The sequence below is a fragment of the Pseudomonas sp. Root71 genome (genome assembly GCF_001429045.1).
GTDB lineage: Bacteria > Pseudomonadota > Gammaproteobacteria > Pseudomonadales > Pseudomonadaceae > Aquipseudomonas > Aquipseudomonas monachiensis.
Window position 1 is genome coordinate 25,934 of the sequence record NZ_LMHY01000006.1, and the last position, 19,710, is coordinate 45,643.

General features: G+C 61.5%; 21 protein-coding genes and 1 pseudogene. 16 read left to right on the forward strand and 6 right to left on the reverse strand.

Translation table 11 applies throughout. The annotated features are described in order from the left end of the window. Nucleotides 1-35 precede the first annotated feature (35 nt). The 3 genes from ASD95_RS30075 to gspG form a co-directional block, all read right to left on the reverse strand. Nucleotides 36-587 carry a hypothetical protein gene (locus tag ASD95_RS30075; protein ID WP_082587091.1) on the reverse strand — a complete coding sequence of 184 codons (552 nt, stop codon included), beginning with the start codon at nucleotides 585-587 and terminating at the stop codon, nucleotides 36-38. 174 nt (nucleotides 588-761) lie between these two features. Then, entirely contained in the window at nucleotides 762-1,949 is a 1,188-nt protein-coding gene (locus ASD95_RS07310; protein WP_056723680.1) for a type II secretion system F family protein, read from the reverse strand. Between the two features lie 14 nt (nucleotides 1,950-1,963). After that, a complete protein-coding gene (gene gspG, locus ASD95_RS07315; RefSeq protein WP_056723485.1) occupies nucleotides 1,964-2,398 on the reverse strand; it encodes a type II secretion system major pseudopilin GspG in 435 nt (144 codons plus the stop codon). 195 nt (nucleotides 2,399-2,593) lie between these two features. Between gspG and ASD95_RS07320 the strand changes: the two genes are divergently transcribed. The 14 genes and pseudogenes from ASD95_RS07320 (at nucleotide 2,594) to ASD95_RS07385 (ending at nucleotide 14,191) form a co-directional block, all read left to right on the forward strand. After that, nucleotides 2,594-3,202, forward strand: a complete 609-nt coding sequence (locus ASD95_RS07320; protein WP_056723487.1) for a lytic transglycosylase domain-containing protein — start codon at nucleotides 2,594-2,596, stop codon at nucleotides 3,200-3,202. 201 nt (nucleotides 3,203-3,403) lie between these two features. Continuing rightward, nucleotides 3,404-4,060 carry an SCO family protein gene (locus ASD95_RS07325; RefSeq protein WP_056723488.1) on the forward strand — a complete coding sequence of 219 codons (657 nt, stop codon included), beginning with the start codon at nucleotides 3,404-3,406 and terminating at the stop codon, nucleotides 4,058-4,060. A gap of 50 nt (nucleotides 4,061-4,110) precedes the next feature. Continuing rightward, nucleotides 4,111-4,380 (forward strand): annotated as a pseudogene (locus tag ASD95_RS07330) (hypothetical protein); the annotation flags it as partial. Then, nucleotides 4,377-5,927 carry an ABC transporter substrate-binding protein gene (locus ASD95_RS07335; RefSeq protein WP_056723492.1) on the forward strand — a complete coding sequence of 517 codons (1,551 nt, stop codon included), beginning with the start codon at nucleotides 4,377-4,379 and terminating at the stop codon, nucleotides 5,925-5,927. The pseudogene ASD95_RS07330 and the gene ASD95_RS07335, both read left to right, overlap by 4 nt. Nucleotides 5,928-6,290: 363 nt before the next feature. Beyond that, the gene (locus ASD95_RS07340) at nucleotides 6,291-6,824 is read left to right on the forward strand and encodes a response regulator (RefSeq protein WP_056723493.1); all 534 of its coding nucleotides are present in this window, start codon (nucleotides 6,291-6,293) and stop codon (nucleotides 6,822-6,824) included. An 84-nt stretch (nucleotides 6,825-6,908) separates the two neighbouring features. Next, a complete protein-coding gene (locus tag ASD95_RS07345) occupies nucleotides 6,909-8,615 on the forward strand; it encodes a GspE/PulE family protein (RefSeq protein ID WP_056723496.1) in 1,707 nt (568 codons plus the stop codon). After that, nucleotides 8,596-9,399 (forward strand): hypothetical protein, encoded by an 804-nt coding sequence (locus ASD95_RS07350; RefSeq protein WP_056723498.1) that lies wholly within the window; start codon nucleotides 8,596-8,598, stop codon nucleotides 9,397-9,399. Before ASD95_RS07345 ends, ASD95_RS07350 begins: the two co-directional genes overlap by 20 nt. 1 nt (nucleotide 9,400) lies before the next feature. Continuing rightward, a complete protein-coding gene (locus ASD95_RS07355; protein WP_056723500.1) occupies nucleotides 9,401-9,946 on the forward strand; it encodes a PilN domain-containing protein in 546 nt (181 codons plus the stop codon). After that, nucleotides 9,933-10,481 (forward strand): hypothetical protein, encoded by a 549-nt coding sequence (locus tag ASD95_RS07360; RefSeq protein WP_056723501.1) that lies wholly within the window; start codon nucleotides 9,933-9,935, stop codon nucleotides 10,479-10,481. Before ASD95_RS07355 ends, ASD95_RS07360 begins: the two co-directional genes overlap by 14 nt. Further along, nucleotides 10,481-10,999 (forward strand): hypothetical protein, encoded by a 519-nt coding sequence (locus ASD95_RS07365; protein ID WP_056723503.1) that lies wholly within the window; start codon nucleotides 10,481-10,483, stop codon nucleotides 10,997-10,999. Before ASD95_RS07360 ends, ASD95_RS07365 begins: the two co-directional genes overlap by 1 nt. Beyond that, nucleotides 10,996-12,822 (forward strand): secretin N-terminal domain-containing protein, encoded by a 1,827-nt coding sequence (locus ASD95_RS07370; RefSeq protein WP_056723506.1) that lies wholly within the window; start codon nucleotides 10,996-10,998, stop codon nucleotides 12,820-12,822. The genes ASD95_RS07365 and ASD95_RS07370 overlap by 4 nt, the downstream gene beginning before the upstream one ends. Nucleotides 12,823-12,824: 2 nt before the next feature. Continuing rightward, nucleotides 12,825-13,298: a type II secretion system protein gene (locus ASD95_RS07375; RefSeq protein WP_056723508.1), complete on the forward strand. Its 474-nt coding sequence runs from the start codon at nucleotides 12,825-12,827 to the stop codon at nucleotides 13,296-13,298. Nucleotides 13,299-13,302: 4 nt separating this feature from the next. Further along, the gene (locus ASD95_RS07380; protein WP_056723510.1) at nucleotides 13,303-13,677 is read left to right on the forward strand and encodes a type II secretion system protein; all 375 of its coding nucleotides are present in this window, start codon (nucleotides 13,303-13,305) and stop codon (nucleotides 13,675-13,677) included. Further along, entirely contained in the window at nucleotides 13,652-14,191 is a 540-nt protein-coding gene (locus ASD95_RS07385; protein ID WP_056723512.1) for a type II secretion system protein, read from the forward strand. The genes ASD95_RS07380 and ASD95_RS07385 overlap by 26 nt, the downstream gene beginning before the upstream one ends. A 777-nt stretch (nucleotides 14,192-14,968) precedes the next feature. On the opposite strand, the gene ASD95_RS07390 is transcribed toward ASD95_RS07385, so the two are convergent. Continuing rightward, nucleotides 14,969-15,409: an NUDIX hydrolase gene (locus ASD95_RS07390; protein WP_056723514.1), complete on the reverse strand. Its 441-nt coding sequence runs from the start codon at nucleotides 15,407-15,409 to the stop codon at nucleotides 14,969-14,971. Nucleotides 15,410-15,497: 88 nt separating this feature from the next. Further along, nucleotides 15,498-16,871: a nucleotide 5'-monophosphate nucleosidase PpnN gene (gene ppnN, locus ASD95_RS07395; RefSeq protein WP_056723516.1), complete on the reverse strand. Its 1,374-nt coding sequence runs from the start codon at nucleotides 16,869-16,871 to the stop codon at nucleotides 15,498-15,500. A 226-nt stretch (nucleotides 16,872-17,097) separates the two neighbouring features. Here ppnN and ASD95_RS07400 point away from each other — a divergent pair, with 226 nt between their 5' ends. Further along, nucleotides 17,098-17,625, forward strand: a complete 528-nt coding sequence (locus ASD95_RS07400; RefSeq protein ID WP_056723518.1) for a DUF3087 domain-containing protein — start codon at nucleotides 17,098-17,100, stop codon at nucleotides 17,623-17,625. An 83-nt stretch (nucleotides 17,626-17,708) separates the two neighbouring features. Further along, nucleotides 17,709-19,253: a sensor domain-containing diguanylate cyclase gene (locus ASD95_RS07405; protein WP_056723521.1), complete on the forward strand. Its 1,545-nt coding sequence runs from the start codon at nucleotides 17,709-17,711 to the stop codon at nucleotides 19,251-19,253. A gap of 78 nt (nucleotides 19,254-19,331) precedes the next feature. Here ASD95_RS07405 and ASD95_RS07410 read toward each other — a convergent pair whose 3' ends face one another. After that, the gene (locus ASD95_RS07410) at nucleotides 19,332-19,694 is read right to left on the reverse strand and encodes a DUF2784 domain-containing protein (RefSeq protein WP_056723522.1); all 363 of its coding nucleotides are present in this window, start codon (nucleotides 19,692-19,694) and stop codon (nucleotides 19,332-19,334) included. Nucleotides 19,695-19,710 lie beyond the last annotated feature (16 nt).

The following is a 19,710-nucleotide window of genomic DNA, read 5'->3' on the forward strand; positions in this document are numbered from 1 at the left end:
CACAGGGTTTTGTGTTGTATGGGAATCAGCTGGGATCAGCTCCTTTTGTCATCACCGGGTTCGGCATGGACACCACGGTCATCACCGGGCTCGCCATTGGCATGCACGCCACGGTCATCACCGGGCTCGCCATTGGCATGCACGCCACGGTCATCACCGGGCTCGCCATTGGCATGAACCCCATGGTCATCGCCGGGCTCATCATGGGTGCCGCTGCGACCTGAGGACGAGGCCGTTCCGGAGTGACTCGAACCGCTGTTGGCACTGCCATGGCCGCTGTTGCTGCCATGATCGCCACTGTGGCCGCTGCCGCTGTTGCCGCCACTGCCGCTTCCACCGTGACTACCGCCACCACCACCACTGCCGCCGCCACCACCGCTACCGCCACCTCCACCACCACTTCCTCCGCCACCACCGCTACCGCCGCCTCCACCACCACTTCCTCCGCCACCACCACCACCGCCACTACCCCCACCATCCTTGGCCTGAGCACTGGAAACTCCGGACAGGCTGTCCGGAATCAATACGGTAGACGCCGACAGAACCGCGCCAATAGCTACTGCCAGTAAAAGCTTATTGATGAGCATGTCGTTCTCCGTCTTTTTTATTCAGATTGGAACGTTGATGAACATTGCAATGTGCTGCCTTTTTCCCCATGGGAACTAGATGAACAGTTCAACGCACCGATTTATTCGGCTGGAACGTTGAAAAAGAATGCGATGCACGGCCGGACCTGCTTCTAAAGGGTCAACTCCAAAGGGTCAGTGAATGCTCGAGGCCAGTTCGAAAATCGGGATGTACATCAGGATCACGATCACCCCGATCAGCAGGCCGATGAAGGTCATCAGCAAGGGTTCGAACAGCCGCACGAACCATTCGATCCAGCGGCTGATTTCTTCGTCGTAGAAGTCGGCGCTGCGCTCCATCATTTGCCCGAGGTTGCCGGACTGTTCGCCGGCACGCAGCAGGCGCAGGGACACGGGGGTCACCAGGTGATTGAGTTCCAGCGCGGCAGAGAGTGATTGCCCTTCGCGCACCCGGTCGCAGGCCTGGTCCAGGCGCGTGCGGGAGGCGACGCTGAGCAGGCCACGGACCATGCCCATGGCAGTGACCAGAGGGATGCCACCTTGTAGCAGAATCCCCAGCGAACGGTAGAAGCGCGCCAGTTCATACATGAAGATGCGCTGGTGCACCGCGGGGAGTTTTTCGATCAGTCGGTCCAGCCCCCGACGAAACGCCGGCTGGCGCTGGAGCAGGGTGAGGGCGACGATGATGGCCAGCAAGCCACCGAAGAATTCACCCTGGTGGGCGTGCAGGAACATGCCGCTGCTCATCAGGATCTGCGACATCCACGGCAGGTTCGACCCCAGCCCTTCAAACACCAGGCTGAAGCGCGGTACGACATACCCCATCAAAAACAAAACCACGCCACCGCCCACCACCAGCAACAGCAAGGGGTAGATCGAAGCGCTGATGATCTTCTGGCGAACCTCGTCCATGCGCTGGCGATAACTGACATAGCGGCCCAGGGCATCGCCCACGGCGCCGGTCTTCTCGCTGGACTGCACCAGCGCCACGTACAGCGGAGGAAAAAACGCCGACAACTGGCTCAGGGCCTGGGAAAACGATTTACCCTCGTAAAGCAGGCGAACCAACTCGTTCAAGGTCTTGCGAGCCTGTGGCGCGTTTTCCTTTTCCGCCAGGCTTTCCAGTGCATCGATCAACGGCAGGCCTGCGTTGAGCAGGGTGGTCAGTTCCTGGCTGAACAACACCAGGTTGAACGTCTCGCGCTTGTGCAGGCGCAACGCGCGCCAATGTCGCTCGGCGTGCAGGCTGACCACCCGCAGGCCCTGGTCTTCGACGATGCGCCTGGCTTCGCTGTGCCCCGGTGCTTCGACGGTCATCGAGACGACACCGGCCTTGCCAACGGCCTTGAGATGAAAGCGCATGGTCGCCATTCCCGTCAGTTCCAGTTGGTGACTTCGGCGTTCTCGCCTTCGCCACCGGGCTGCCCGTCCTTGCCCATGGACAACAGGTCGTACTCGCTGTTTTCACCGGGATAGCGATAGGCGTAGTTGCGGCCCCAGGGGTCTTGCGGGAGTTTTTTCTGCAGGTACGGGCCGGTCCAGCGCGGTTCGTCGGCGGGGGCGGTGACCAGCGCCTGCAAGCCTTGTTCGGTCGATGGGTAATGGCCGACTTCCAGGCGGTAAAGGTCCAGGGCTTTGCTCAAGCCCTCTATTTGCGCCTTGGCCACTTTCACTTCGGAACGGCCCAGTTGGGCGAAATACTTCGGCGCCACGATGCCGGCCAACAGCCCCAGTACCACCAGCACTACCAACAGTTCGAGCAAGGTGAACCCGCCTTGGGGTCGCCGGGCATAAGACAGTCGCTGATTCATGATGACCTCACTCAGTCGGCAGCAGAGTTGCCATGTAGTTGCATGCAATTGCCATGCTCACGATTGCCGACCCTGGCGCGCCCCCCCGTACTACGGGCCTTCTCGCTTACGGCACAGTGCTTGCGTATGGCTGGTGCACGACTGGCCATTGGGGCAATTGCCCCAATTTTCGGGGCCGGAAGGGGAGGTATAACAATGAAAACACTCACCACCGGATTACTGGGTCTGCTTGTACTGGCCGGCGCCGCACAGGCCGATGTGTTTGTTTCCGTGGACGCCAATGGCAGCTACGTCCTGTCCAACGTCCACCGCCCCGGACGCCACTATGAACGGGTGATTCGTGAGCCCGATGCGGCGGTGGTCAGCCTCGATCAGCAACCGCAGATGATCGCCGCGCAACCCTATGCCGAGCTGGTGGCGGCGGCAGCCACGGCCAACGAACTGCCGGCGGCGCTGATTCACGCAGTGATCAAGACCGAATCGAGCTACAACGCCCGCGCCACCTCACCCAAGGGTGCTCGCGGGCTTATGCAGTTGATGCCCGACACAGCCCGCGAAATGGGTGTGACCAATGTCTACGACCCCAAGGCCAACATCCAGGGCGGCGCCCGCTATCTCAAGCGCCTGATGACGATGTTCGACAACGATATCCGCCTCGCCGTGGCGGCCTATAACGCCGGCCCGCAAGCGGTGCTCAGCCGGGGCAACGTGGTCCCGCCGTTCGCCGAGACCCAGCGTTATGTGCCCAGCGTGCTGAACCAGTATCGGCGTTTGCAGGGGTTGCCCGCGGATGCGCCGCTGTGATCGAAACCCCCGGGGGATTTTTCCCCAATAGTGGGGAATGATGGCCCCGGCGAAAAAGTGGGGGGATTGGGTGGGGTAAATCCCCCGACCTATCAAGTCGTAATTATAACAAGCTGATTAATAACGTATTTTTTTGTGGCATGCGGATTGCTCCGGTCGATTTGTCGAGAAGTGGCGATACACCACCAAGAGGAAACAGACATGGACCGATTCGCGCATCGCGGCCTGCTGACGTTCTGCCTGTTGGTCTTCGGTATCGACCAGGCGCCGGCACACTCGGTGGACGAGCACACCGGGCACGATATGTCGGCCAGCACCGCCAACCCGGAGACCGCCCGGATCAGGTTTGCCGACGTGACCCTGCTGGACCAGAACGGCAAGGTCGTCAGCCTGGAAAAAGACCTGGTGAGCAACAAGATCGTGGTCATGGGTTTCATCTACACCAACTGCACCACGGTCTGCCCGGTGGTGTCCTCGATTATGGGCAGGGTGCAAAAACAGTTGGGCGCGCGGGTCGGCACCGAGGTGCAACTGGTGTCGATCAGCATCGACCCGCAGCGTGATGATCCCCAACGGCTGAATGACTACGCCCGCACCTTCCAGAAGGGGCCGGGCTGGAGCTGGCTGACCGGTTCGCCGCAGTCGGTCGATGCCACCCTCAAGGGCCTTGGCGCCTACAGCGGTGGCTTCGAGAACCACTCGCCGCTGATTCTGGTGGGGGACGGCAACAACCGTTCCTGGACCCGCTACTACGGTCTCACCGACCCGACGGAGCTGGCCCGGGCCGTCGAGAGGCTCAGAGGCGAACGCAACGCCCACGCCAAGCACACCGCCATCGCCATGGAGCATCAGCCATGAGCGCCCTCGACAGGAAAACCTGCTTGCCCTGCACACCCTTGCAGGGCCAGAACGGCAGCACCTTTATCTCCCTTACCAGTGATCCGCTGCGTAACACTGTGGCGGTACTCAAGGCTTGCACCTTGAAACAGGGCATCGATGGGCCCCACTGGTTTTTTCTTACCGAAGACAAGGTGCAAATGGACCTTGTATGGGGGCGCATCGACCAGATCCTGCCGACCCCCGCGCAACACTCCACCCGGTGGATCGTCGGTGACGCGGCGAACAGACGCTGGAGCAAAATCCGTCCCGTTGCCCCGGTCGCGGAGCCACGGCCATGAATACTGCCCTCGTCCTTGGCCTGCTGCTCTTCGGCGGCATCGCGTTCACCGCCCAGGCACTGCCGCTGAGCCACAGCGAAAGTGCCGGGAAACGGTTGTACCACGAAGGCGTGTCGGCCAACGGCGATCCGGTCATGGTCCGGGTCGGCGCAGCGGGCATGCTGCTGCCGGCCAGCCGCCTGCCGTGCGCCAGTTGTCATGGTGAAGATGGCCTCGGGCGCCCGGAAGGCGAGGTGCGCCCGCCAGACCTGCGCTGGTCGAGACTGGCCAGCAGCCAGGGCCAACAGCACATCAACGGCCGCAGTTACCCGGCCTACAGTGAAACCACCCTGGCGCGGGCGGTGCAGGAGGGGCGCGATCCGGGCAACAACCAGCTCGATCCAACGATGCCACGGTTCGTGTTGTCGATGATCGATCAACGCAACCTCACGGCGTACCTCAAGCACCTGGCCGCCGACAGCGACCCGGGCCTGGCCCCAGACAGTCTGCACCTGGGCACGTTGTTGCCGGGTTCCGGACCCTTGGGCGAGGAGGGCATCACGGTGGCGGCGGTGCTCAACGGCTGCGTGGCGCGCATCAACGAGGCGGGCGGAATTCATGGCCGGCAGTTGCGCCTGACCATCCTCGACCCCGGTGCCGACCGCGCCAGTGCCGAAAAGGCGCTGGATCGGTTGATCGACGAAGAGCAGGTGTTTGCCCTGATCGCACCGCTGGCGCCGGCATTGGACGGGAGCTTCGCCGTACGTCTGGAACGGGCCGGCATTCCCCTGATCGGGCCGCTGTCCTTGCAAGGCACGCCCTATACCAGCCCGCAGATATTCGAACCGCTGCCGGGCCTTCGCGAGCAATTGATCGCCCTGGCCGACTACGCCAGGGCCAGCCTGCGGGTGCTTCAGGGGCCGACGCTGATCGCCTACCCGGACGAACCCGGCCAACGTCTGGCGGCGCAAGACCTCAGCAAATACTTGCAGGGGCACGCCTGGCAAAAGGTCAGCCTGCAAGCCTATGACCCGGCCGGGGATGATTTTCCCTTGGGGTCGCGCTCGGTGTTTTACCTGGGCAGCAGCAGCGGCTTCAGTCGCCTGGCCGAGCGCTTGCAAACGGCGGGACAGGTGCCTTACCTGTTCGCAGCCTCGAACCAGGTGGCGGGCAATCTGACGCAGATGCCCAGCGGATTTTCCCGGCGGGTGTTCCTGGCCTATCCGTTCGTGCCCAGCGACTGGACCCTGGCCGGGCGCCTGGCCCTGACCCAGCTGCGCGAACATCAGGGCCTCGGTGGCCAGCACGCGGTGCTGCAAGTGGGCGCGTTCAGTTCGATGATGCTGCTCAGCGAAGGCATGAAGCAGGCCGGGCGCAATGCCAGTCGCGAGAAGCTGGTCAGTGCTCTGGAAGGCCTGCATGACTTCGATACCGGGCTGACGCCACTGATGAGCTTTGGTCCGGGCCGACGCCTGGGCCTGAGCGGTGCCCATATCGTCACGGTGGATCTGCCGGATCAGCGTTTCTTCCTGGTCGCGCCCTATAAACCCATTGCTGCCAAGCCCTGACCGGAGGCCGATCATGAAACTCGATACCACCCGGTGCAGACGCTTTCACTGTCGAAATCGCACGGCTACGCTTAACCGGGAAGAGGGCGTCGGCGCCATTGCGCTCGCGCAATCGAATCGAACGGATTGACGATCAATAGGGGGTTTCCCCAACAGTGGGGGAAATAAATCAGTGCCAATCAGGTCGCTTTCCCCGTTTCTGGGGGATGGAGTTACGGTACGAAAAGGCATTGTTTTTAAATTCAAGGACATGAAGTCCTAAAATTACCGGCGCCCAGCCTGGCATGAAGTATGCGTTAGTCCTGTCAGGGCGCGCACTCCGTCAGGTTCAAATCCCGGACCTGCGGTTTCAAGGAGTCCACCTTGTTAAACAAAGTACTGGTTGTTGATGACGAACAGTTGCTGGCGGAGAACCTCCAGGGTTACCTGCAGGCGCAAGCACTGGAAGTCCGGATTGCCCACGACGGTGCGCAAGGAATCGCTGAAGCTGACGATTTCGCGCCCGATGTGATGGTGTTCGATTACCGCTTGCCCGATATGGAAGGCTTTCAGTTGCTCGATGCCGTCCGCCAGAACAGGAAGTGTCATTTCGTGCTGATCACAGGGCACCCCACCGCGGAAGTTTGTGAGCGGGCCCGGCAACTGGGCGTCAGCCATATCCTGTTCAAGCCGTTTCCATTGGCGGAATTGGCCCGTGCAGTGCTTGATCTTCTGGGCAGGCAACGCGAACCCAAAGCGGGAGTGAGCACTTGCGAAGGCTTTGTCGAACGACGCCAGAGCAGGACCGAGAGTTTCCCGTTGCAGTTGTACGACGGTAGTTGGGTGCTGGCAGATCGCCGAAAAAGTACATCGGCCACCAAGGCGCCAGACGACGAACAATTGCTCACCGGGGAGTAGTGGCGCGACAAGACGTTTCGGCCTGCGCCGAAATGGCTCGCCGCGCCGACAGGGCCCAAAGCCCCGGGCGTTGGAGAGCAAGCCATGGACCGTCTATCCCTTGCCGTAGAACCGGCGCAACCGGAATGTGCACCGACTCGTTTCAGCAGTGAGCAACTGGCCCAGGCCCGGGCCCTGGCCACCAGTTCCGGCGAGCGGATGCTGGACGCCCTGGGGGGACTGTGCGAACTGGCTCCCATGCCCTTCATTCAATGCCTCGGCGTAACCCTGCACTACCCGGTGCTCGACACCGACAGCCTGTTCAATTCCACCCCGGTGTTCGACCGGGTCACCCTGGCTCAATGCCTCAAGCGCGAATTCACTCTGCTGCGTCATAACGATGCGGTCATCGGTGTGTTCGCCGACCCTTTCGACAGTGCGCGCCTGGCCTGGATCGATGAATGCCTGCAAGGCGCGCCGCTGTATCTGGTGCATGCCGATGACCTGAAGGCCTACCTGGCGCGTCACGAAGAAAGCTTCCATGCGGTGGAGTCGCTCAACGCCCAGAGCGACGCCGGCGCCGAGATCGATAACCTGCAAAGCCTGTCCCTGACCAGCATCAGCGAAGATTCCAGCGTTGTCGTCAAACTGGTCAACTCGACCCTGTACGACGCGCTGAAAATGCACGCCAGCGACATCCACCTCGGCACCACCGGCAGCGGCCTGGTGATCAAGTACCGGATCGACGGTGTGCTCAACAACATCAGCAAGATCCAGGGCAACGAATTCGCCGAACAAGTGATTTCCCGGGTCAAGGTCATGGCCGAACTGGACATCGGCGAAAAACGCGTGCCTCAGGATGGCCGCTTCAAGATCGGCATCAGCGGCCGGCAGATCGACTTCCGGGTGTCGATCATGCCGAGCATTTTTGGGGAAGACGCGGTGCTGCGGGTCCTCGATAAACAGGACCTGGCGGACAAGGTCTGCGGTGTGCAATTGCAGGCCCTGGGTTTTGAAGAAGAAACCTTGCGCCAGTTGCGACGGCTGGCCGCCGAACCCTATGGCATGGTGCTGGTGACCGGGCCGACCGGTAGCGGCAAGACCACCACCCTGTACGCGATGATCACCGAGATCAACCACGGCGTGGACAAGATCATCACCATTGAAGACCCGGTGGAGTATCAACTGCCGGGCGTGCTGCAGATCCCCGTCAACGAGAAGAAAGGCCTGACCTTCGCCCGGGGCCTGCGCTCGATCCTGCGCCATGACCCGGACAAGATCATGGTCGGTGAAATCCGCGACCCGGACACCGCACAGATCGCCGTGCAATCGGCGCTCACCGGTCACCTGGTGTTCACCACCATTCATGCCAACAACGTGTTCGACGTGATCGGCCGTTTCACCCAGATGGAAATCGATCCCTACAGCCTGGTCTCGGCTCTCAATGCCGTGCTGGCCCAGCGTTTGATCCGCCTGGTCTGCACCAGTTGCAGCAGCCCCTACAGCCCGACCCAAGAAGAACTGGAGGTCTCGGGGCTCGATCCGCAAAAGGTCGCTCACTACCAGTTCGTCCACGGCAAGGGCTGCGGGCATTGCCGGGGCACCGGTTATCGCGGGCGTAGCGCGATTGCCGAATTGCTGCATCTGGACGACGAATTGCGGCAAATGATCGTCGAGCGCCAGCCCATTTCGAAAATCAAGGCGCACGCCTGCAAGCGTGGCTTGCGACTGTTGCGCGAGTCGGCGCTGGAGATGGTGGAACAAGGCCGGACGACGCTCGAGGAGATCAATCGTGTCACTTTTATCTCGTGAGCAATTTGTCGCCGTGCTCGGCGCCAACGGTGTTGGCCTGGGGCAACGGCAGGGTGCTGCAACCCACTGGCTGGGCAGCGTCGGCTACATCGACGAAGGCTTCCAGGCCTGGACGGTGGCCCTCGATACCCTTGACCGCTTGCTGGCCGAACACAGCGTTGCCAGGGCGGAACTGACCGTGGTGATCTCCGGGCACTTCAGCCGCTATTGCCTGGTGCCCTGGAGTGAGCAGATCAGCAGCCCGGCCGAATTGCTCGGCTTCGCCCACCTGTGTTTCGAAGACCTCTACGGTGCCCCGACGCAGCCCTGGAGCCTGGTGCTCTCGGCCGAACCCGCCGGTTACGATCGCATCGCCACCGCGCTGCCACAGGACTTGCTCGAACGCCTGCGCGCCCTGGTCCGTGCTCGCGGTTTGCGCCTGCGTTCGGTGCAGCCGTATCTGATGGTGGCGTTCAACCATTTCGATAAAAGCTTTGAAGCCGGGGACTTCCTGTTCGTGGTCGCCGAACCGGTGCGCAGCGTGTTGCTGCTGGCCCGGGAAGGACGCTGGACCTCGGTGCGTTCGGTGGGCAGCAGCGACAGCGATGCCGCGCTGACCGCGCTGATCGGTCGTGAAAACCAGTTGCAGGCTTCCACCAGCGAACGGCCGTTGAATGTCTACCTGCATGCACCGGCGCGCATCGATTCGCCTCCCGACGTGCCCGGCGTGCAGCTGCGCAGCCTCGAAGAAGACCGGACAGCCGCACGCGATTGCCTGTACCTCATGTCTCGGGCGGTGGCCTGACATGCGCCCCCTGATGCTCGACTTTCAGCCGCGCCGCCGTGCAGGCCCCTTGGGCTGGAGCCTGCTGGCCGGTGGCGTGGTGCTGACATTGACTTGCCTGATGGTGCAACAGCACCTGAGCAACGAGGCCGAACAGCAGCAGGGGCATCTGCAAACCACGCAGCGAGTGCTCACCGGCGATACCGGCAGCAAACTCAGCCTGACCCCGGCGCAAATTCGCGAGCAGGCGCATAACCTGGCGGAAATGCGCAAGGTCTCCCAGCAGTTGCGCCGCCCCTGGGAGCGCCTGTTCGCCACCCTTGAAGCCATGCCGCGGGACAACATTGCGCTGCTGACCCTGACCCCGGACGCCCGCAAGGGCCAGGTGCGTATCAGCGCCGAGGCGCTGGACCTGGAAGCCATGCTCGATTTCCACCGTCGCCTCGAAGCCAGCGACGAGCTGTCCGACGTGTCGCTGCTGAGCCACGAAATTGTCGCCAACGTGCCGGAACACCCGGTGCAGTTCAACCTGTCGGCCACCTGGGAGATCGGCGATGCAAATCCATAAATTGATCGTCCACGAATACCTGCAAGGCCTGGGCGTTCCGGGGCTGGCAGGGATGACCATGCTGGTGCTGGCGCTGAGCTATGGCCTGGTAGGTTTGCTGCCGGACTGGGAGTCGCTGCAAAGTCTCAGCCAGCAGACTCGCGAAGCCACCGAGTACCTGGCCAAGGTCGAAGACGGCAGCGTGGCCGCACCGGTGGTGCCGCAGCGCCAGCTCGACGACTTCCGCAGCAAGTTGCCATCCCAGCCCCAGGCCACCGTGGCCATCGACAAGATCTATGCCCTGGCCGCCCAGGAGCGCATCACCTTGTCCCGGGGTGAATACTCCCTGGGCGTGGACCCCAAGACGCACCTGGCCCGTTATCAGATTCTGCTGCCGGTACGTGGCAGCTACCCGCAACTGCGGCGTTTCCTGCACGCCTTGCTCGGCCAGTTGCCGGCAGTGGTGCTCGAGGATGTGGAGCTTTCGCGCAAGAATATCGCCGATACCGACCTGACCGGGCGGATCCGCATGACCCTTTACCTGTCGAGGTCATGATGAATACCAAACGCGTGGCGGGTTGGGTGGCGTTCTTCGGTGTAGCGGCAGCGCTCGCCTGGCTCCCCGAATACTTCAATCAGGCCGACGACAGCGACCTTGCGGTGGCCACCGTGGCTACCCCAGTCAAGGGCAAGACCCCGGGCGCACCGACGGCTGCATCGAGTGCCGCTGCGCTGACGCCGATCAAGGACCTGAGCCCGGCAGGCGACCTGTTCGCCGCCCGCAGCTGGATAGCGGCGCCGGCCCCTGGCACCGTCACTGAACAACCGGTAGTCGTTACTCCGGTGGTGCAAGTCCCCACGGCACCACCGTTGCCCTTCCAGTTTGTCGGCAGGCTGCATGACCATTCCGATCTGCAGGTGTTCTTGCAGAGCGGCGAAAAAATATACGTCGTGCGCAAGGGGGATGTCATCGACGAAACCTGGCGGATCGAGCGGATTTCCGAGAAGGAACTGAGCCTGGTCTACCTGCCTCTGCGTTTGGCGCAGACTTTGTCTGTGGGGAGTACGGAATGAACAAATCCCGTTTGTTGATGAGCCTTTGTCTCTGCGCTGGGCTGGCCGCATGCAGTTCCGCGCAGCTCGCCAAGGATGAAGCTTCGGCCCTGATCGAATCGGGCCAGTACGAAGCCGGTCTGGCCCGCATCGAAGAGGGATTGCGGGAAAACCCTCGCGATACCGATTTGCACATGGCCCTCAACAACGGACGGGCCCTCGCCGTGAAGTCGCTGCTGAGCCAGGCCGACATGGACCGCACCCAGCGTAATTTCGCCGGGGCCCGCATGACTTACAGCCGGGTCTTGAATATCGAGCCGAACAACCGTCGCGCCCAGGACTCCCTGCGCCAGCTCGACTACCTGCGCAGCATGGATGAGAAACTCGAACTGGCCCGTGGCGACCTGCGTCGCGGTGACATCTACGGTGCCGACCGCCAGGTCAAGCAGATTCTCGAACTGGACCCGAAGAACGAAGGCGCCCTGGAACTGCAAGACAGCATCCGCCTGGTGCAGAGCCGCAACGTGGTGCAGTACCCCCAGCTGCGCACGCGCCTTGACCGGCCGGTGACTCTGGAATTTCGCGATGCCAACCTCAAGACCATTTTCGAAGTGCTGTCCCAGGTCGCCGGCCTGAACTTCATCTTCGACAAGGACCTGCGCCCGGACATGAAAGCCACGATCTTCGTACGTGACGTGCGTATCGAAGACGCCGTGGATCTGCTGCTGCAACAGAACCAGCTGCATCAGAAAGTGGTGAATGAAAACACCGTGCTGATCTACCCGGACTCGCCGCAGAAGATCAAGGATTACCAGGAACTGGTGATGCGTACCTTCTACCTGACCAGCATCGATGCCAACACGGCGTTGAACATGATCAAGACCATGCTCAAGACCCGCGACGTGTTCGTCGATGAGCGCCTCAACACCCTGACCATGCGCGATACCGGCGACGCGGTGCGCATGGCGGAAAAACTCCTGCAATCGCAGGACCAGTCCAACCCGGAAGTGGTGCTGGAAGTGGAAGTGATGGAAGTCGCCCGCCAGCGCATTCTCGACCTTGGCCTGCAATGGCCCAACACCTTTGGCGTGGTCAACAGCGACGGCTCGGCGGTGACCCTTCTCGATCAGCTAAAAGGCATCAACTCCGGCCGCATCACGATCTCGCCATCGCCCCAGGCCAAGATCAATGCCCAGGACAAGGACATCAACACCCTGGCCAGCCCTGTGATCCGGGTCAGCAACCGCGAACAGGCGCGCATCCACATCGGTCAGCGTGTGCCGATCATCAGCGCCACCTCGGTGCCTTCGACCCAGGGCCCGGTGATCACCGAAAGCGTGACCTACCTCGACGTCGGTCTGAAGCTCGAAGTGCAACCCATCGTGCACCTGAACAACGAAGTGGCGATCAAGATCGCGCTGGAAGTCAGTAACGCCACGCCGCTGACGCCGACCGCTCAGGGCACCATTCCGGTCCAGGTCGATACGCGCAACGCCCAGACCACTCTGCGCCTGCATGACGGAGAAACCCAGATCCTCGCCGGGCTGGTGCGCAACGACCATGGCAGCACCGGCAACAAGATCCCCGGCCTGGGTGACATTCCCGGCCTGGGTCGCCTGTTCGGCAGCAACAAGGACGACGTCAGCAAATCCGAACTGGTGTTGTCGATCACCCCACGGATCGTGCGCAACCTGCCGTACCAGAGCCCGTCGGACATGGAATTCCAGACCGGTACCGAAACCAGCATGCACATCCAGGCACCGGACCGTTCGATGAGCACGACGGTTCAGACCAACCCCATGAACGCACCGATCGCCACCACCGTTACCGTTGGGAAGCCTTGATCATGAACGCCTCGCAACGCGGTTTTACCCTGGTCGAAGTGGTGGTGACGCTCGCCTTGGTCGGCCTGCTGGCCGGCATGGCCGCACCGCTGACCGAGACCGTGGTGCGCCGGGGCAAAGAGCAGGACCTGCGGACCGCGCTGTACCAGATCCGCGATGCCATCGATGCTTACAAGCAGGCCTTCGACGCCGGCTACATCGAGAAGTCGATCGACAGCAGCGGCTACCCGCCGAACCTGCAAGTGTTGGTCGAGGGTGTGCGTGACACGCGCAGCCCCAAGGGCGCCAAGTTCTACTTCCTGCGGCGCATCCCCCGTGACCCGCTGGCAGTCGTCAAGCGTGACGACGAGGGCGGCTGGGGCCTGCGTTCCTATGACAGTTCGGCTGAGAACCCGCGGGAGGGCCAGGACGTCTTTGACGTTTACTCCAAGGCACGCGGCAAGGGTCTCAATGGCATCGCCTACCGAGAGTGGTGAGCATATGCGTCGGCAAAAGGGCTTTACCCTGATTGAACTGATGGTGGTCATGGCGATCATCGCGACCTTGATGACGATCGCCTTGCCACGCTACTTCGGCAGCCTGGAGGCCTCCAAGGAGACCACCCTGCGCCAGAGCCTGTCGTCCATGCGCGAGGCACTGGATCACTATTACGGGGACACCGGGCGTTATCCCGACTCCATCGAACAGCTGGTCGAACTGCGCTACCTGCGCAACCAGCCGCTGGATCCGATTGCCGAGCGCAAGGACACCTGGGTCATGGTCGCGCCACCGGATGGCGTGGCGGGCGGGGTGTCCGATATCAAGAGTGGGGCCAGCGGGAGGGCGCGCGATGGCAGCCTTTATTCCGAGTGGTAAACCTGCGAACCAGGATGGCTTTACCTACCTGGGTGTGCTGTTTCTGATCGTCGTGCTGGGCATGGGCCTGGCCAGTGCCGGCGAGTTGTGGGCCACCGCTTCTCGCCGTGATCGGGAAATGCAGTTGCTCTGGGCCGGTACGCAGTATGCCCAGGCGTTGCGCAGCTATCACCGCAGTTCACCCGGTATGGCCCAGTATCCGAAAGAGCTCAAGGACCTGTTGCAGGACGAGCGTTTCCCGACGGCCAGGCATCACCTGCGGCAGTTGTACCCGGAGCCGATGACGGGTGGCGAGTGGGAGCTGATGCGCGATTTGGACGGGCGGATCAGCGGTGTGTATTGCCCGTCCGAGCAGAAGCCGCTCAAGCAAGAGAACTTCCCCAGCCAGTGGGCGGACTTCAAGGGCATGGCCAGTTACAAGGACTGGCAGTTCGTGGCCGAGAAAGTCGTTCTCGATGGCACCGACGGGCCGCCGAAAGAACAGTCCACCGGGCCCCAGGCATTGCAGCCTTGAACCTCGGGAGCGGGTTTGACAGGCAACACATTTCCGCCAAATGTACCCGGTCCAATTGTGGGAGCGGGCTTGCTCCGGGCGGCGTTCCGACGAAGGCGGCCTGACAGCCGACCTGTCTTTTGTTGACCGTGTACATATCCATTGCTGCGGTAACGGCGGCTTATGGTTTCGCCCTTACGGCGAGTCACTTTTTTTACAAGCGCCTAAAAAAAGTAACCAAAAAAACGCTCGCCCCGAACGTACGGCCCCTCGAGTTCGACTGCGTCGAACGGCGCTGCGCGCCAATCCCCGGATAAACACCTCCACTCAGCCTTCCGAGGGGGCGGGTGGATCAAGATCAAGAGCTGCAGGCGAGCTAACGCTCGGCCTGATGAGTGGTGAAAAGCGTGGGTGTACGCCGACTTGCCTTTGCTCTTCTGTGGGAGCGAGCTTGCTCGCGATGACGGCCTGCCAGCCGACCAATTTCTTTCGAATGTACCCAGCCCAACTGTGGGAGCGGGCTTGCCCGCGAAGGCGGCCTGACAGCCGACCAACCTCTTGCAGTCATACCCGGATCAACTGTGGGAGCGAGCTTGCTCGCGATGGCGGCCTTACAACCAATGATAATCCTTTGGTTCATACCAACAATGTGGCGAGGGAGCTTGCTCCCGCTCGGCTGCGCAGCAGTCGCAAATCCATTCAGCGGGGGCTGACTCGCAAACCGCACTGTCTGATCTCGGGGCCGCTTCGCAGCCCAGCGGGAGCAAGCTCCCTCGCCACAGGATTTGTGTACGCCCTTCAGACGTTTTCCAGCATCGTGATCAACTGCTCCGGCCACACCGTTTCTCGGGTCTCTCGCAGTTCGGCTACGGACCACCATTTATGGTCCGCCATTACCCGGACTTCGTTAGCCGTCCATCCCTCACGGGACAGGCGTTCACTGTCGGTATGAACCACAAAATACCGTTCAACCGACAGCACCGTTTCACCACTGGGCAGCATCATCGGAAAACGCCGCTCTGCAACGCTGGCTCCCACGGCAGCGACATTCAGTCCGGTTTCTTCAAACAGTTCACGAACCGCCGCAGCCTCGAAGGATTCTCCTTGCTCAAGACCTCCACCGGGTGTCGCCCAGTGGCTTTGGCCAGCGAGGGCATCGTTTTTGTGTTGGAAGTGAAACAGCAGAACCTGTTGCGAGGGATTGATCACCAGCAGTCTGGCGGAACTGCGCTGGCGCATTTTTTCTTTCCATAGAGTGCCGCGAATCGCAGCTTTCACTGCGGTTCGCGACGGTAAAGCTCATGTCGGCATTTCTACACCGAATTAGTTACGCAACGACTCGATAACACGGCACATAAGCCGCGCCGCCCGGCAGTTTCATGCGGTGCTGGGCGACGAAGGCTTTGAGCAGCAGGTCCAGCGGTTGCATGATCGCCGCGTCGCCACGGATCTGGTACGGCCCGTGGTCTTCGATCAGGCGGATGCCCTTGTCCTTGACGTTACCGGCGACGATGCCGGAGAACGCACGGCGCAGGTTGGCCGCCAGTTCGTGGGCGGGCAGGTCGAGGCTCAGTTTCAGGTTGGCCATGTTTTCGTGGGTCGGGTCGAACGGGCGCTGGAAGCCTTCGTCGATTTTCAGCAGCCAGTTGAAGTGGAACGCATCGTTGCGCTCGCGGCGGAACTGCTTGACCGCCTTGAGGCCCTGGGTCATTTGTCGCGCCACTTCGGCCGGGTCATCGATGATGATCTGGTAGTGCTGCTTGGCGGCGTCGCCCAGGGTGGCACCGACGAACGCGTCCAGTTGTTCCAGGTACGGCGCAGCGTGTTTCGGCCCGGTGAGGATGACCGGGAAGGGCAGGCCTTCATTGCCCGGATGCATCAGGATGCCCAGCAGGTACAGGAACTCTTCGGCCGTACCGGCGCCGCCGGGGAAGATGATGATGCCGTGGCCGACGCGGACGAAGGCTTCCAGGCGCTTTTCGATGTCCGGCAGGATCACCAGTTCGTTGACGATCGGGTTCGGCGCTTCGGCGGCGATGATCCCGGGTTCCGTCAGGCCCAGGTAGCGGCCGCCGTGGATGCGTTGCTTGGCGTGGGCGATGGTCGCGCCTTTCATCGGGCCTTTCATCACACCGGGGCCGCAACCGGTGCAGATGTCCAGGCTGCGCAGGCCCAGTTCGTGGCCGACTTTCTTGGTGTATTTGTATTCTTCGGTGTTGATCGAGTGCCCGCCCCAGCACACCACAATCCTCGGCTCGACCCCGGGACGCAGGGTGCGGGCGTTGCGCAGCAGGTGGAAGACGTAGTCGCTGATGCCCTGGGAGGTGCTCAAATCGATGCGTTGGCTGTCGAGTTCATTTTCGGTGTAGACGATGTCGCGCAGGGCGCTGAACAGCATTTCCCGGGTGCTGGCGATCATTTCGCCGTCGACGAAGGCGTCGGCCGGGGCGTTCAGCAATTCCAGGCGCACGCCGCGGTCCTGCTGGTGAATGCGGATTTCAAAATCCTTGTAGGCTTCAAGGATAGTCTTGGCGTTGTCGACATGGGCGCCGGTGTTGAGGATGGCCAGGGCGCACTGGCGGAAGAGGGTGTAGGTGCTGCCGGAACCGGCTTCGCTCAATTGCTGGACTTCCCGTTGCGAGAGCGTTTCCAGGCTGCCTTTGGGACTGACGGAGGCGTTGATAACTTGGCGTTGGGTCATTCAATGATCCTTAAAACGATGTCATTCACACAGCAACTACGAATGGCATCCGAATAATGTGTATTCATGAAAGAAGATGGCACGAACTGCGCGGTCTTGCCACGTCCCCCGCTTGACGATGAAAAGATGAAAAGGCGCCCCAGCATAGCTAAATCCCGCGCAGAGGCGATAATGGCCCGCTGTCTTTTTGCCTCAGACCCCTTTCAAGCTCAGGAAACCCGACGCAATGTTCGAAATCCAGCCGATGAACGCCCAGACCTACCGGCAACAGACACGGCGTAGCACGCTCATCATTGCCCTGATCTTTCTGGCGCTGGCGATGGTGCTGTCCACGGCGGCGGTGGCCCTGTTCGGCACGCCGGGGGGCGACAACCTGCGCTTCAACATTGGTGGCGTGTTTGTTGCGGTGCTGGCAATGGCGGCGTTGATGCGCAAAGTGTTCTGGCGCCAGGAGTGGATGGCGCCGGCGGTCTACAGTTGGCAACTCAAGCGCAGCCTGATGAGCGTTACCAATGTCATGCATCATGTAACGGCGGCCGTGGAAAAGGGTGATCCGGTGGCGATGAAGCTGTTGCGTTTCTACCATTTGGGGTTGAACCAGATGCATCAGCTCGATGGCAACTCCAGCGACCATGGCCAGCTGCTCCGCGAAATGGATCAGCACAGGGAACGAATGCAGGCGCTGGGCATCGATACCGAACAGACGCGGCTGGATCCGGCATGGCTGGAGGCGGTAAAGCCGGCCAGGGGCTAACATCATGGCGAGCCTGGATCAGGCATAGTAAGCAAACGCGGCGATCAGGAAGGCTCGTCCGTCATAGACCCTCAGGGAGCAACATGGGACAACCATCGATCCACGATCATATTGAAATGCTCCGGCCAGTCGTGCCCCGTCTCAAGGTCCGCTCGGCGGTGATCCTGCTGGTGGCGGTGTGCCTGTCGATGGTGGTTATCGTGATCTGGGAAGCCTGGAGCTCTCGCCAGTACCGCCTGCATGACAAGGAAGTGGCGATGTCCAACCTTGCGCAGACCCTGGCATCGCAAGCGCAGGCCACGATCAAGCAGGCCGACACGCTGCTGTTCACCCTGGTCGATCGTCTGGAACACGACGGCGTGGATAAATCCCGGCTGCCGCTATTGCTCAACGCCCAGCGCAGTGAGTTGAGCCAACTCCATGGTGTCTTTGTTTTCGACGAAAATGGGCAGTGGGTCGCCAATTCCAATGGCGCCGGCCAGACCGGTGTCAACAATTCCGACCGCGAATACTTCATCTTCCATCGCGATAACCCCAGCCGGGGGCCGCACATCGGGCCGTCGATCAAGAGCCGTTCGAGCGGTGAATGGATCGTGACGGTTTCGCGCCGGGTCAATCATCCCGACGGCAGCTTTGCCGGGGTGGCGCTGGCGTCAATCTACCTCAGCCATTTCCTGCAGCTCTACGACAGCATCGACATGGGCAGTAACGGCGTGATCAACCTGATCGCCGACAATGCCAGCGTTGTCATTCGCCGACCCTTCAAGGAGGCGGACATCGGCACCAGCCTCGCCAAAAGTCCGTTGTTCACCCAGTTGTTGCCAAAGGGTGACGCGGGTACGGCCACGATCAAGTCGATCATCGACGGTGTCGAGCGGGTAATAGGGTATCGCCGGGTCGAGGGTTATCCGCTGATCGTTTTTACCGCGTTGAACAAGGATGAAGTGCTCGGCAGCTGGCGCAAGGAGACGCTGCTCAGCACCGGCATCGTCACGCTGTTGCTGGGTTTTATCGGGGTACTGGGGTTTCGCCTGATCAAGCTGATGAGGCAGCAGAACCTGGTGCAGGTCGAGTTGCTGGACACCCAGGACAAGCTGCTGGAGGTCAATCGCAACCTCGAAGGCCTGGCCCTCAAGGACGCACTGACGGGGCTGGCCAACCGTCGTCAGCTCGACGCTTTCATCGATGCCGAAATGGGCCGTGCCCGACGCAACCAGTCCGAATTGGCTTTGCTGATGATTGATGTCGATCATTTCAAACCCTTCAACGACCGCTACGGCCACCTGGTCGGTGATGAGTGTCTGCGCAAGGTCAGTGCGATCATCACGGAAAACATCAAGCGCCCCGGTGACCTGGCCGCCCGCTATGGTGGCGAAGAGTTTGCCGTGGTGCTGCCCGGCACCGACTACGTGGGGGCATTTCTGGTGGCGGAGAAAATCCGCCGCGCGGTACTGCAGGCCGACATTGCCCACAGTGACAGCCCGGAAGGTAGCGTAACCGTCAGCGTCGGCGTGTGTGCCAGCAATGCCGCGTCCCAGATCCGCCCCGAAGACCTGATCGGTGCGGCAGACAAGGCGCTATATGTGGCCAAGGCCAGTGGGCGCAATATGAGCGTGATTGCCAACTGAGGGGCGGGCGCCAGTCTAACCGGTCCGTTCCCTGGACCAGCCACCAGCCCAGGACGCGACCGTCGGGTGGTTGAAGATTCAGGCGGCCCATCGCTTGATCAATCGAAGATAGACCAGCACATTGATCAGCAACACCACGGCGCCCAATCCCAACTGAATGTCGGGGGTCAGTCCCGCCGGGTAAATCACCGGCCAAATGTAATGCTCGACGAACCCACCGCCATAGCCGGTTTGCCCGGCTTCATGGCGCATGTGGTTTTCCCAGTCGGTCAGCGGGCAGGGCAGGTGGAAGAATTCCACCGCCATACCCCACAACGCAGCGGGCGGATGCCACCAGATCAGGTGGCGCCATTTGAGCACCAGCAACCCGCCGAACAACACGAACACAATGAACAGCAAGTGGAACAGCATCAGCCCATCGGCGGCGATTCGGTACAGCATGTCGGTGCCCCTGAAG

Bases quoted from the DNA above. Each gene is read 5' to 3' on its own strand.
- ASD95_RS30075 (WP_082587091.1), bottom strand. From the start codon at position 587: ATGCTCATCAATAAGCTTTTACTGGCAGTAGCTATTGGCGCGGTTCTG.
- ASD95_RS07310 (WP_056723680.1), bottom strand. From the start codon at position 1,949: ATGCGCTTTCATCTCAAGGCCGTTGGCAAGGCCGGTGTCGTCTCGATG.
- gspG (WP_056723485.1), bottom strand. From the start codon at position 2,398: ATGAATCAGCGACTGTCTTATGCCCGGCGACCCCAAGGCGGGTTCACC.
- ASD95_RS07320 (WP_056723487.1), top strand. From the start codon at position 2,594: ATGAAAACACTCACCACCGGATTACTGGGTCTGCTTGTACTGGCCGGC.
- ASD95_RS07325 (WP_056723488.1), top strand. From the start codon at position 3,404: ATGGACCGATTCGCGCATCGCGGCCTGCTGACGTTCTGCCTGTTGGTC.
- ASD95_RS07335 (WP_056723492.1), top strand. From the start codon at position 4,377: ATGAATACTGCCCTCGTCCTTGGCCTGCTGCTCTTCGGCGGCATCGCG.
- ASD95_RS07345 (WP_056723496.1), top strand. From the start codon at position 6,909: ATGGACCGTCTATCCCTTGCCGTAGAACCGGCGCAACCGGAATGTGCA.
- ASD95_RS07355 (WP_056723500.1), top strand. From the start codon at position 9,401: ATGCGCCCCCTGATGCTCGACTTTCAGCCGCGCCGCCGTGCAGGCCCC.
- ASD95_RS07360 (WP_056723501.1), top strand. From the start codon at position 9,933: ATGCAAATCCATAAATTGATCGTCCACGAATACCTGCAAGGCCTGGGC.
- ASD95_RS07365 (WP_056723503.1), top strand. From the start codon at position 10,481: ATGAATACCAAACGCGTGGCGGGTTGGGTGGCGTTCTTCGGTGTAGCG.
- ASD95_RS07370 (WP_056723506.1), top strand. From the start codon at position 10,996: ATGAACAAATCCCGTTTGTTGATGAGCCTTTGTCTCTGCGCTGGGCTG.
- ASD95_RS07375 (WP_056723508.1), top strand. From the start codon at position 12,825: ATGAACGCCTCGCAACGCGGTTTTACCCTGGTCGAAGTGGTGGTGACG.
- ASD95_RS07380 (WP_056723510.1), top strand. From the start codon at position 13,303: ATGCGTCGGCAAAAGGGCTTTACCCTGATTGAACTGATGGTGGTCATG.
- ASD95_RS07385 (WP_056723512.1), top strand. From the start codon at position 13,652: ATGGCAGCCTTTATTCCGAGTGGTAAACCTGCGAACCAGGATGGCTTT.
- ASD95_RS07390 (WP_056723514.1), bottom strand. From the start codon at position 15,409: ATGCGCCAGCGCAGTTCCGCCAGACTGCTGGTGATCAATCCCTCGCAA.
- ppnN (WP_056723516.1), bottom strand. From the start codon at position 16,871: ATGACCCAACGCCAAGTTATCAACGCCTCCGTCAGTCCCAAAGGCAGC.
- ASD95_RS07400 (WP_056723518.1), top strand. From the start codon at position 17,098: ATGTTCGAAATCCAGCCGATGAACGCCCAGACCTACCGGCAACAGACA.
- ASD95_RS07405 (WP_056723521.1), top strand. From the start codon at position 17,709: ATGGGACAACCATCGATCCACGATCATATTGAAATGCTCCGGCCAGTC.
- ASD95_RS07410 (WP_056723522.1), bottom strand. From the start codon at position 19,694: ATGCTGTACCGAATCGCCGCCGATGGGCTGATGCTGTTCCACTTGCTG.